The organism is Bacillus suaedaesalsae (assembly GCF_016890225.1).
Classification (GTDB): domain Bacteria; phylum Bacillota; class Bacilli; order Bacillales; family SA4; genus Bacillus_BS; species Bacillus_BS suaedaesalsae.
The window spans coordinates 64564-77338 of record NZ_JAFELM010000012.1; the positions used below are offsets into that span (position 1 = coordinate 64564).

Consider the following 12775-nt stretch of genomic DNA (forward strand, 5'->3'; position numbering starts at 1 on the left):
ATAGAATTCGTTAAAATGGTAGGTATGTCTATACTAGTTGATTGTAGAAAGAGACGAGGGTCTTAAAATGAAGGAAATAGAATTAAAGCTACAGGGCAAAATAAAACGGCTGACAAATCGTACGTTTAAATTTGATGAACGAATTAGGGATGGCTGGTTTTCAGCAGTATATTTCTTAAAAACGAGAGAAATTGTGAAGAGACATAAGCCTAACAATATAGTAACGATGCAGTTTTTCCAAAAACAGAATGCTGTTCTATGCGGAACAGATGAAGTGATAGCATTAATAAAAACATTTGCTGACCAACCAGATGAATTAGAAATACACTCATTAAAAGATGGAGATAAGATAAGTCCATTTGAAACTGTGCTGACAATTAAAGGACCATATCAAAATTTCGGTTTTCTGGAAGGAATTATTGATGGAATTCTGGCTAGACGGACGTCAGTGGCAACAAGTGTATATAATGTGATGAATGCTGGGGCAAAGAATGGAATCCAAAAGCCTATTATCTTTATGGGAGACCGAGATGATCACTATACACAGCAAGCCGGTGACGGTTATGCTGCATACATTGGCGGTTCAAAGGCACAAGCAACTCACGCAATGAATGAATGGTGGGGAAAGCAAGGAATGGGCACGATGCCGCATGCGCTCATCCAATTGTTTAATGGTGATGTTGTAGAGGCTGCGAAAGCCTATCAAGAGACATTTCCAGAAGATGAATTGATGGTACTTGTTGATTATAATAATGATGTGATAACCGATGCGTTAAGAGTTGCGAAGGAATTTGGAGATGATTTAAAAGCAGTTCGTTTAGATACGTCAAGAACGATGATTGATCAATACTTTGTTCGTAATCCAGATATTCTTGGTACTTTTGACCCACGCGGCGTAAATGCACCTCTTGTTTTTGCATTACGAGAAGCTTTAGACAAGGAAGGCTTTCAGCATGTTAAAATCGTTGTAACTGGTGGATTTAATGAAAAGCGGATTATCGAATTTGAGGAACAGCAAGTTCCAGTTGATATGTACGGAGTTGGAAGTAGTCTATTGAAAATCAACATTGGATTCACTGGAGACAATGTTGAATTAAATGGAGAACCTGAAGCAAAATCAGGGCGCAAACGTAGACCAAATCCGAGATTAGAAAAAGTAGACTAATTTAACAAAAAGAACTGGTAGATAGTCTATCAGTTTCTCTGTTTTTAATGGCTAAACTGGTAATGACCATTGGATGTTTTAAAAATTTTGTCAACATTCCTTTTATGTAATTCTTGTAGACAGTGATATAATAATGTAGTGTTTTTATACATACAATGACACTAGAAGATGAGGACAATCTCAAATCTAGATTCATGTCATATACTGTCTTACAGGTAGACCGCTCGAATTGATTCAAATATTGGAGGTTCTTTAAATGACAGTTTACCACTTCGTAGGAATAAAAGGCGCAGGTATGAGTCCTTTAGCACAAATATTGCACGATATGGACATTCAAGTACAGGGTTCGGATGTTGAAAAATATTTCTTTCCCCAAGCTGGATTAGAAGAACGAGGAATTACGATCCTTCCTTTTAGTCGTGAAAATATAAAGCCTGGGTTAACTGTAATTGCAGGAAATGCTTACCCTGATACTCATGAAGAAATAGATGAAGCATTAAAATTAGAAATCCCAGTTATACGTTATCATAAATTTCTTGGGGAATTTATGAAGAAGTTTACAAGTGTTGCCGTAACAGGAGCCCATGGTAAAACATCCACTACTGGTTTGTTAGCACATGTTGTATCTGGTTCACATCCAACTTCGTTTTTAATTGGTGATGGAACAGGAAAAGGTGCGAAGGATAGCCAATATTTTGTGTTTGAGGCTTGTGAGTATCGTCGTCATTTCTTATCCTACCACCCTGACTATGCAATCATGACAAACATTGATTTTGACCATCCTGACTACTATAAGGATATTAATGACGTGTTTGATGCATTTCAACAGATGGCACTCCAAGTGCAAAAGGGAATAATTGCTTGTGGAGATGATGAGTACTTACAAAAGATACAAGCAAAAGTGCCTGTCTTGTTCTATGGGTTTGGAGAAGATAATGACTTCCAAGCTCGTAATGTAGTGAAGTCAACAACAGGAACGTCATTTGATGTATATGTTCGAAATGATTTTTATGCTTCGTTTGAAATTCCGGCCTATGGTGACCACAATGTGTTGAACTCATTAGCTGTTATTGCACTATGCCATTATGAAGATATCTCAGCAGAAGTTGTGGCTGAACAATTGAAAACACATAAAGGTGTAAAACGACGCTTTACTGAAAAGCAACATGGAAATCAAACGCTTATTGATGATTATGCACATCACCCAACTGAAATTAAAGTTACATTAGAGGCAGCACGTCAGAAGTTCCCAACTAGAGAAATCGTGGCTATTTTCCAACCACATACGTTCTCAAGAACACAAACATTTCTACAAGAATTTGCAGATAGCCTAAAAGGTGCTGATCACGTCTATTTATGTGATATTTTCGGATCTGCTCGTGAAAATCAAGGTGAACTAACAATTGAAGATCTCCGAAGTAAGATTGAAAATGCATCTATAATAACAGAAGATTCAATTGAAACGTTAAAAATGCATGAAGATGGCGTTCTGATCTTTATGGGAGCTGGAGATATTCAAAAGTTTCAAAGTTCGTATGAAAACTTAGTATAAACCAGCTTAGGTGAGTGCAAACACACAGTTTGCACTCACTTTTTTTATTAACAGTTATTAGGTTAGGAGAACCTGATTATATCTTTTATTTTGAATCGCCCCATGAAAACGTTGACTCCTCCTGATACGAAGTACGCATAACTCGAGATGAACGCAAATTAGAATTGGGTAATCTTGGAGAACAGAAGTATATGTCATTAGCCAAATTTAAATCTGATATCTTGTTTCCAATTCTAACTGGAGAAGAGTTGAAGAAATAAGGAGGAGTAAATCGTGTTCCTATTCTAGTTGTTATTTGGTTTATATCAAAATTAATGACGAAAATAAAAAAAGAGTTTGGGACAAAACTAAAACACGATAACTAAAGAAAGAACAATTTCAAATTAGATAGGATGTTAATACAGCTGTTAATTTCCGTGCAAGACTTCGCTTTCCGCGGGCGATTGGTGAGCCTCCTCAGTCGTTCCTCCCTGCGGGGTCTCACCTAACCGCTTCTCCCGCAGGAGTCTTCGTCTTGCACTTCAATTAACAGCTAGTACATACTTAAAACAAAACGTAGTCTCTAACAATATAAATAAAAAAATCCGAACTCATTCAAATCCTATTAAACGAATTTGAGATGATTGTTCAGATTTTTCTTCGCCGAGTATACTTTTGGCCAAGCCTCTTTCTACTTTAGATTTTCCGGATTTAACACTTCTAATTCGGGAATGACAAAGCGTCCATCTTTACGGATTAAAACATCGTCAAAGTAAATTTCTCCTCCGCCGTAATCTAGGCGTTGGATGTTTACCATATCCCAGTGGATGTTAGAATTATTGCCATTCCAAGCATCTTCATAGGCTTGACCAGGAGTGAAGTGGAAGCTTCCATCGATTTTCTCATCAAAAAGGATATCTTGCATTGGATGTAAAATATATGGATTTACCCCTATTGCAAATTCTCCAATATAACGAGCACCTTCATCTGTATCGAAAATTTTGTTGATACGTTCTGTATCATTTGCAGTTGCTTCTACAATTTTTCCATCCTTAAATGTAAGCTTAACATTTTCAAACGTGAAACCTTGGTAAGGAGATGGAGTATTGTATGTAATTACCCCATTTACAGAATCACGAACTGGTGCGGAGTATACTTCTCCGTCTGGAATGTTTAACTCACCTGCACATTTAACGGCAGGAATATCTTTAATCGAGAAAGTTAAATCTGTTCCTGGACCAGTAAGGCGAACTTTGTCTGTCTTGTTCATTAGTTCAACAAGGCTGTCCATCGCTTCACTCATTTTTCCATAATCAAGGTTACAAACATTAAAGTAGAAGTCTTCAAATGCTTCAGTACTCATTTTAGCCAGTTGTGCCATAGATGCATTTGGATAACGAAGTACAACCCACTTTGTTTTTGGTACACGAATGTCTCTATGTACTCTTTGACCAACAGTACGGCCATGGATTGCCATTTTCTCACTAGGAACATCAGATTGTTCTGAAATGTTTTCTCCAGAACGTAGTCCAATATAAGCGTCCATTTCGCTCATTACGTTTGCTTCAAATTTAGCGATCATTTCATATTGTTCTTCTTTAGCACCCATCAACATTGCACGATCTACTGTGCTATCTTTTAAAGATACGAATGGATATCCGCCGGCAGCATAAGCTTCACGAACTAATGCAGTCACAAGCTCACGTTGCAAACCGAAGTTTTCAATTAATACTTTTTCACCTTTTTGAAGCTTACATGAATAGTTGATCAAGTTTTTTGCTAATGTATCAATTCTAGGATCCTTCATCTATCTCTCTCCTCTATTATGTACTACACAGTTATTGTAACCGATTTCTTAGGAAAAAGCTTACATGAGTGCAGAAGTTTTTCTTAATTTATTGAAATAGAAAGAAGGAATATAAGAAGTGGTATAGAAGGAGTTAAGAGGAAAAGAAAAAACTATTCATCATGTTTCATTTAATTAATAAATGGGTATTGATATTATATGTGCAGAGATGAATTTAACGTAAACAAGTAGGAGGAACTTTTCAAGTGTGGATTAATTTGTTGTATGTAAGTGTTGCAATTATTGCAATATCGTTTCTTATTTTAGCCATTTATATTTCGAAGACGTTGTTAGCTGTGAGGAGAAGCCTTGATCAAATGTCTACAACGGTTTCTGATTTAGAGAAGCAGATGAGAGGCGTGACGAGAGAAACGACTGAGCTATTAGCTAAAACAAATCAATTAGCAGACGACATTCAGCAAAAGTCTGAATCGTTAAATACAGTTGTACAAGCTGTAAAGGAAATTGGAGATTCTCTTCAACGTTTTAGCGGATCCATTAAGAATGTTACAAGCACCATTCAACATAAAGCAGAACAAAATGGGGATAAAATCACTCAAGCAGTTCAATGGGGCAATGTAGCAGTTGAATTGTGGGACAAGCTTAAACAAAGAAAGAACAACAGAATTTACAGAACTGAAGTTGATGAATAAGGAGGAACATAATATGAGTAAAAAATCTAGTGGTTCAGATTTCGTTGCAGGGGCAGTAATTGGTGCACTTGTTGGAGCAGCAACAGCCCTATTCCTAGCACCAAAAGCAGGGAAAGAATTAAGAGCAGACTTTAATGAAACAGCTTCTTCTGTGAAGAGTATAAAGTCACTGACTGAAAAAGGCAGCGAACTAGCTGAAGTTGCAAAAGAAAAGACTATTTCTTTAAGTCAAGTTGTGGCAGAACAGTCTTCAGTCATTTTGGATATGATTAAAGAGGTAACGAATCAAACAAAAGATCACAATGTCGTTGATAAAGATAAACCAGTTGAGCTTTTAGAGGAAGTTTCAACTACAGCAACAAAATCTCAAGAAGACTTTATTCCATTAAAACCAGCAACAGAAGATAAGGATGAGTTCTAATCATTGATAAAGGCAAAGGTGAAGTGGTATGATAACTTCACCTTTTTAATTTGGATAGGAGGCATTTGCCATGAAAAAAAGAGTATCAACGATTGAACAATTTGAACATGTTGTAAAGGAAAACAAGGAATTTTTATTAATTAAACATAGCTTAACTTGTCCGGTAAGTGGGGCGGCATTTGAAGAATACGAAAAATTTACAGAAGAAAATAAAGATGTGAATACATATTACTTATACGTACAAGATGATCGTCCGTTATCCAATTATATTGCTGAAACATGCTCCATTAAGCACGAGTCTCCGCAAGTGTTATTATTTAAAGATGGGCAAGTTGTATGGAATGCATCACATTGGAAGATTACAAATAAAAGTTTAGCTGAAAACATAAAGAAGTAGCCAATGGGCTACTTCTTTTACGTAAATACAACATCTAATTGATCACCAGGAGCAAGCTGCTCATGGAAAGTTACTTCTTGTTCATTCCTCATTAATTTAAATTGACCCACGCCCGTCGTTGGAATGGTTATATCAATAAATCTGAAAATGTCTTGGAAAATGAAAGGATCTATTTTTCTTTCAACCATTTGAAGAGAGTCTCCATTATGAATGATATCTGTTTCTTGAAGTACTTGACCATTTCTCATGAACTCCACTTTCTTTGTTGTTAGTTCAACTTTTTCTCCTCTAAAAAAGACAGGTATTGAAGAGATAAGAGATAGTTTTTGTATTTCGGCCAATTGCTCAACGGTTGGAATAGATGCTGATTGGATGACAAATTGACTGCCGTCTTCAATTAAAGTTGAAACAGTCGTAGCTTTTCCATCCTTCAAAAGCACCCCACTGCATTCGTTTAATAAAATTTCTTTTCCATTCAACTCAATTTGGAAGGTGATTATGTCAGTCAGTAGTTCTTGATTATGGCTTATAGTTAAATAATCTTGTAACGTTTGCGGGAACTTGTACGTAAGAACATCATGATCATGAATGATATCGGTACTTAATGCTGGTTGATTATTTCGATGTATACTCGCTTTTATTATATGCTTTTCCCCGTTAATAGAAATGCATTTAAAAGGAACGTCATCGATAAGATCTTGGATCCGAATGGTGGCTGTTTGACCATCATCACCTTTTTCAACAAGAAGTTGATCTCCATTTTGTACACTTGAATCTAACGTACAAGGCACGCCGTTTTTCGTAAGCACAGGTGACTTTCCAAACTCTCCAGGGAATGTATAATCCCTATCGTTCAGTTTAATCATAATAGCCATACCTGGTTTTCCGTATAGTTTATTCACTTTAATTCCAGCTGCAAGAATACAATCTCCAACAGTTAGTTGTTTCATATCAAATAACCGTACAGGACGTTCATTTACATAAACCGTTAAATAGTGAACAGGGCTTTGCTTTGCAGCGATGGCAATTCCAATCGGAGTTACGAGCTCTGGTCCTTGGTATACGTGTTCAGGCAAGTTTAAGTGTTGAATGGCATCGATACCTCGGATAGCAACCCGATTTTCTGGAAGCTCTAACATATTGGCAATTCGTTTTGGTAGCTCTGGTGTTAAACTACCTCCCCCAACTAACATAACAGCCTTTGGTGGTTTTTTATTTAATTTTAAGATCTCTTGGCATATAGAATGAGCTAGTTTATTAATTGAATCAGAAATTTGGCATACAACTGATTCTTTTGTGACTTCTGTTTCAAAGCCTAAAATATCTTGAATAGTAATAGATTCTTGCTTATATAAATCTCGTTTAGCTTTTTCTGCTAATGGAAAATCTAATAAAAACTCGTCACTTATTGCTTCCGTGATCTCGTCACCTGCAACAGGAACCATACCATAAGCAATAACTGTACCGCTATCTGTAATTGCAATGTCTGATGTACCGGCACCGATATCGACAAGGGCAACGTTTAATCGTCTCATTGATGTAGGCACTAATACGTTAATAGCAGCAATTGGCTCTAATGTTAGAGCATCCATTTCAAGACCAGCGCGATGTAGTGCGCTAATTAATGATTCAACAACAATTTTAGGTAAAAACGTAGCAATGATTTCAACAGAAGCTTCATTTCCTTGCTGATCAACGAGATTACCTATCTCTTCTCGATCTAATCGATAATGCATAACCGAATAACCAACACAATAATAATGATGACTAATTTCATCTTCATATTTGGCGGCTAAAATATGCTGTGCTTGTTGAACGGCACTTAATTCAAGGTGAAGAATATCTTCCTTTTGCATATACGGTCTATTTTTTATATCCATCGTAACTGTCGCTCGCTCAGTTCTTAAGGCACGACCAGCGGCAGCAACACAAACCTTTGTGAGTGGACCGTGCTTTTCTTCTAACTTTTCCTTAACTTTTGTAATGACCTTAGAAACCGATTGTACGTCATGAATTTGACCATCCACCATGGAGCGTTCTGTATGTTCTATTGATAATAAATCAATAACTTCATATGTATTATTCATTTCTTTTAAGATAAGACCAACAACAGATCTTGTCCCAATATCTAGTGCAAATATGGATGTTTGTTCTTCCATGTTAGCTTCACCTTCTCATAGTTAATGCATAAAATGCTTTATCGCTTAAAAGCGTTCAATTATTAAAGTAAAAGTGAGTGACAACCTCAGTTGTTTCGTTTATAATAATTCTAATTATATAGAAATGTACCACACTTTCTGCATTAGATAAATACAAGGAAGGAATGATTAGATGAGTAATGTTGAGTTAGATTCACTAAGAGCACAGTTGGAGGATGTAAACTTAAAGCTTTTGTCTCTTTTAAATGAAAGAGCACAAATTGTGAAGGACATTGGTAAAGTGAAAGAGGTCTCTGGTGTAAATCGCTTTGATCCTGTTCGTGAAAGATACATGCTTGATAGAATAGCAGAGCTTAATGAAGGTCCTTTTGAAACATCTACATTGCAGCATATTTTTAAAGAAATCTTTAAAGCAAGCCTAGAGCTTCAAGAAGATGACCATAGAAAAGCATTACTGGTATCGCGAAAGAAAAAGCCTGAAAATACAATTGTAAATCTTAAAGGAGAATTGATTGGTGATGGAAATCCTCATTTCATCTTTGGCCCTTGTTCAGTTGAAAGCTATGAACAAACAGCGAAGGTAGCTGAAGCTGTTAAAAAGCAAGGACTAAAGCTGTTACGTGGTGGTGCCTTTAAACCTAGAACATCACCATATGATTTCCAAGGTCTTGGTTTAGAAGGGTTAAAAATTTTAAAACGTGTTGCGACAGAGTACGATATGGCTGTTATTAGTGAAATTGTAAATCCTGCTGATATTGAAATGGCACTAGATTACATTGATGTCATCCAAATTGGCGCACGTAACATGCAAAATTTTGAATTGCTGAAGGCAGCAGGTTCTGTTAACAAGCCTGTTTTATTAAAGAGAGGCATAGCTGCAACAATTGAAGAATTTATTAACGCAGCAGAATATATTATTTCAAAAGGTAATGGACAAATTATTCTATGTGAACGTGGAATCCGTACGTACGAAAGAGCAACAAGAAATACGTTAGATATTTCGGCTGTTCCAATTTTGAAAAAGGAAACACACCTTCCAGTTATGGTAGATGTCACTCACTCTACTGGAAGAAGAGACTTGCTGTTACCTGCTGCAAAAGCAGCGTTAGCAATTGGCGCAGATGGTATTATGGCTGAAGTACATCCAGATCCAGCAGTTGCATTATCTGACTCTGCTCAGCAAATGAACATCGATGAATTCAATAATTTCATTTCTGAATTGCGTAGCTCATCATCTGTAAGAGTATAGAACGTTAAACCTTCCATATTGTCCTTGGAAGGTTTATTTATTAGATTTTTCATTTTAATGGTTATTTCATGAAAGCTATGTGAAAACTTATGAAAAAAGTATAGTTAAACATTGCGGTTGTGAGGCAACTAGTAGTATCATTAATAAATATATAATTCTATAGTAAAATAACTAATTCTATACATAGACAGGTAGAAATTCTAAGAAGGAGGAATATTGATGAACGTAACCATTTATGATGTTGCAAGAGAAGCGAACGTTTCAATGGCAACCGTTTCTCGTGTGGTGAACGGAAATCCAAATGTGAAACCAACGACAAGAAAAAAAGTAGTAGAAACAATCGAACGTCTAGGCTATCGTCCTAACGCAGTTGCAAGAGGACTAGCAAGCAAAAAGACAACAACAGTAGGGGTTATTATTCCTGACATCTCTAGCATCTTCTTTGCTGAGCTAGCTCGTGGTATTGAAGATATTGCGACAATGTACAAATACAACATTATCTTAAGTAACTCTGACCAAAACAAAGATAAAGAGCTTCATTTATTAAATACTATGCTTGGAAAACAAGTAGACGGTATTGTCTTTATGGGCGGCAATATTACGGAAGAACACGTTGAGGAATTTAAAAAATCACCTGTTCCGATTGTACTTGCTGCTACAATGGAAGAAAGCAACCAAACACCATCTGTTAATATCGATTACAAGCAAGCTGCATTTGATGCGGTAAAAGGGTTACTAGATGCTGGGCATACAGATGTTGCATTTGTTTCTGGGCCACTAAATGATCGAATTAATAAAAATGAAAAATTAATGGGATATCGCGAAGCAATTGAAAGTGCTGGATTAACGTATAAGGAAGAGTATGTAATTGAAGGGGACTATTCATATGATTCCGCTATTGAAGCGTATGATAAGCTTGCGGAACTTCCAAAACAACCATCTGCAGTATTTGTTGCAACAGATGAAATGGCACTTGGCATCATTCATGGTGCACAAGATGCTGGAAAGTCCATTCCAGCAGACTTAGAAGTAATCGGTTTCGATAATACACGTTTAGCAACAATGGTCCGACCTCAACTTACAACAGTCGTTCAACCAATGTATGACATTGGCGCAGTAGCAATGAGATTGTTAACGAAATACATGAATAAAGAAAAGGTAGAAGATCACATCGTTGTTCTGCCACATCGAATTGAATATCGTAGATCAACGAAACAATAAAATAAAGTATTCAAAGGGTCAAATCGTAAAAATGATTTGGTCTTTTTTTGTTTCTCGAAATTTTTACATCATCGGTCTATTGCCCATTCATTACTAAATTAGGAAACATTGCCTTCAATTAGCACCTCTTTTTTATAAATTCTCTATTCATTTAAATCAAATTTATGGTTATTTTACTAATTCACCTCATTGCATCATAAAAATTTCGGCGGAATGGTTATTGATTCGGCGAAATAGTAACATATCAACCAAAATTATAAATATTTCGGCGATACACAGCTGCTTTTCGGCGAAAGTAAATGAGAAATCGACGAGATTTAGATACGTATCGGCGATACTAATTTTATTGGGCAATATGTACACGTAAATCGGCGTAATCTTCTTCTTTTCGGCGAACTCAACCAGGTGATAACATTAGTAATTAGTTTATTAACAATTAGTTTAGAACAGAGGCAGAAGACAGTAGTTTATATTGGCTTCTGTACAGAGAGGAAATTGGCAAACTACCTTAAATCAGTTATATATGCCAATTGAAAGTTAAGAGGCAGCTGATTAGCTGCCCTTTGTTTACTGTATATTTTATTTTTTGTTGTTTTCTCCCTGTCACCCAATCACGTTAATAAAAATTACTAGTTTTATGATTTATTCAGTAGTTTCCTAATAATTTCTGCTAGTCTATTTAATCCAGTTTGTAATTGTTCTTTTGATGCATAGGAATAAGACAAACGTAGGTGATGAAGGGAATTCGGATCATACAAATTTCCAGGATTTAAGAGGATTCCTTCCTTTAATGCAGTGTCAAATAATTCTCTAATTGAAATAGTAGAAGGGAGGCGTAGCCAAATATAAAAACCACCTGCTGGCTTTTTCCATTCTGCTATTCCAGTAAACTTTTCTTCTAACACTTTTAGTGTGAGATCCCTCCTAATTCGTAAGGAGTTACGCATTTGTTCAAGGTGTAGATCATAAAATCCACTTGATAAAAACTCAGCTACTGCCCATTGAGAAAGAGAACTCGCACCATAATCGGTTTGCATTTTTATATCAGCTAAACGGTCAATGACAGGCTCTGGACCTACCACCCAACCAATTCGTAAACCAGGACTCAATGATTTAGAAATACTCCCCAAATACAATACGGTTCCGTTTTTATCCAATGCCTTAATTGGTACTGGAGGTGGAGTATCTAACCAAAGTTCTCGATACACATCATCCTCAACAATCGGTAACTGAATATCCTCACATACTTGCAGTAATTTTTCACGACTTTCCAAGGGCATCACATAGCCAGTTGGATTATGAAAGGTTGGATTGGTGTAAAGTAAAGAAGCATCCTGCCTTTTTTTCTGTTGTTTGATGTATTGGATATCAAATCCTTCTGAATCAACAGAAATGCTTTGCAGCCCTATAGCAGCAGACTGAAACACATTAAGTGAGCTTAAATAAGAAGGTCTTTCCAAAAATATGTTCGAACCTCTCTTTAATAATCCTAATGAAATAAGCTGAAGTGCTTGTAAGGCTCCTGAAACAACCAAAATGCTTGAAGGTGAAGCTTGGATACCGATAGATTTTAAATAAATACTTAGTTGTTCTCTTAAAGGCAATAAGCCCTTTTCTTCCTCATATCCTAGTGATTGTATTTTAGACGAGAGGCGATGTAAGATTTCAGTCATCATCTCTTGTGGAAACAATTCAGGAGAAGGCTCACCTGTCCCTAATCGTATGAATTGTGGAAGGGGTTCTACCTTATGGATATCCTGAATCGTTGGTAGATTAGGTTGATAGATTCCCTTTCTCACGATACTGTTCCAATCAGTTGGATGAGTAGAAGAAAAGAGGGACCATAAATTGTTTTTCACTTTTGTACCTTTTCCACTTTTTGCTTCTAATAGCCCATCTGCAATTAATTCATCAAAGGCAAGCACAACTGTACTTCTGTTGACGTCGAATAGTTCAGCTAATTTCCGTTGAGAAGGAATTTTTGTCCCAACTGTCCACTCACCGTCTTCAATCTTCGTTTGAATATAATGTTTAATTTGTAAGTATAGCGGTATTGCTACTGTTTTATCTGGCTTCCAATTGATTTGAACAAACATCTTATTTCCCCACGTTCTTTGTATATTACTACTATTA

The 12775-nt window shown here is 36.3% G+C and carries 10 protein-coding genes; 7 read left to right on the forward strand and 3 right to left on the reverse strand.

The window, feature by feature from the left end; genetic code table 11:
• The first annotated feature begins 67 nt into the window (after positions 1–67).
• A complete protein-coding gene (locus JR050_RS01745; protein ID WP_204201792.1) occupies positions 68–1165 on the forward strand; it encodes a nicotinate phosphoribosyltransferase in 1098 nt (365 codons plus the stop codon).
• 256 nt (positions 1166–1421) lie between these two features.
• Positions 1422–2717 carry a UDP-N-acetylmuramate--L-alanine ligase gene (gene murC, locus JR050_RS01750; RefSeq protein WP_204201793.1) on the forward strand — a complete coding sequence of 432 codons (1296 nt, stop codon included), beginning with the start codon at positions 1422–1424 and terminating at the stop codon, positions 2715–2717.
• Positions 2718–3387: 670 nt separating this feature from the next.
• On the opposite strand, the gene JR050_RS01755 is transcribed toward murC, so the two are convergent.
• A complete protein-coding gene (locus JR050_RS01755; RefSeq protein WP_204201794.1) occupies positions 3388–4503 on the reverse strand; it encodes an aminopeptidase in 1116 nt (371 codons plus the stop codon).
• Positions 4504–4748: 245 nt separating this feature from the next.
• Between JR050_RS01755 and JR050_RS01760 the strand changes: the two genes are divergently transcribed.
• From JR050_RS01760 to ytxJ, 3 genes are all read left to right on the forward strand, one after another.
• Complete coding sequence (locus JR050_RS01760) at positions 4749–5195, forward strand: DUF948 domain-containing protein (protein WP_346726690.1); 447 nt, start codon at positions 4749–4751, stop codon at positions 5193–5195.
• Positions 5196–5208: 13 nt separating this feature from the next.
• Positions 5209–5616, forward strand: a complete 408-nt coding sequence (locus JR050_RS01765) for a YtxH domain-containing protein (RefSeq protein WP_204201795.1) — start codon at positions 5209–5211, stop codon at positions 5614–5616.
• 70 nt (positions 5617–5686) lie between these two features.
• Positions 5687–6013 carry a bacillithiol system redox-active protein YtxJ gene (gene ytxJ, locus JR050_RS01770; RefSeq protein WP_204201796.1) on the forward strand — a complete coding sequence of 109 codons (327 nt, stop codon included), beginning with the start codon at positions 5687–5689 and terminating at the stop codon, positions 6011–6013.
• 17 nt (positions 6014–6030) lie between these two features.
• On the opposite strand, the gene pilM is transcribed toward ytxJ, so the two are convergent.
• Positions 6031–8172 (reverse strand): cell division protein FtsA, encoded by a 2142-nt coding sequence (pilM, locus tag JR050_RS01775; RefSeq protein ID WP_204201797.1) that lies wholly within the window; start codon positions 8170–8172, stop codon positions 6031–6033.
• 172 nt (positions 8173–8344) lie between these two features.
• Between pilM and JR050_RS01780 the strand changes: the two genes are divergently transcribed.
• On the forward strand, positions 8345–9421 hold the full coding sequence (locus JR050_RS01780; protein ID WP_204201798.1) for a bifunctional 3-deoxy-7-phosphoheptulonate synthase/chorismate mutase: 1077 nt from the start codon (positions 8345–8347) through the stop codon (positions 9419–9421).
• A 216-nt stretch (positions 9422–9637) separates the two neighbouring features.
• Positions 9638–10642, forward strand: a complete 1005-nt coding sequence (gene ccpA, locus JR050_RS01785; protein WP_204201799.1) for a catabolite control protein A — start codon at positions 9638–9640, stop codon at positions 10640–10642.
• A gap of 635 nt (positions 10643–11277) precedes the next feature.
• Here the strand turns inward: ccpA and pdxR are convergent.
• On the reverse strand, positions 11278–12738 hold the full coding sequence (gene pdxR / locus JR050_RS01790) for a MocR-like pyridoxine biosynthesis transcription factor PdxR (protein WP_204201800.1): 1461 nt from the start codon (positions 12736–12738) through the stop codon (positions 11278–11280).
• Positions 12739–12775 lie beyond the last annotated feature (37 nt).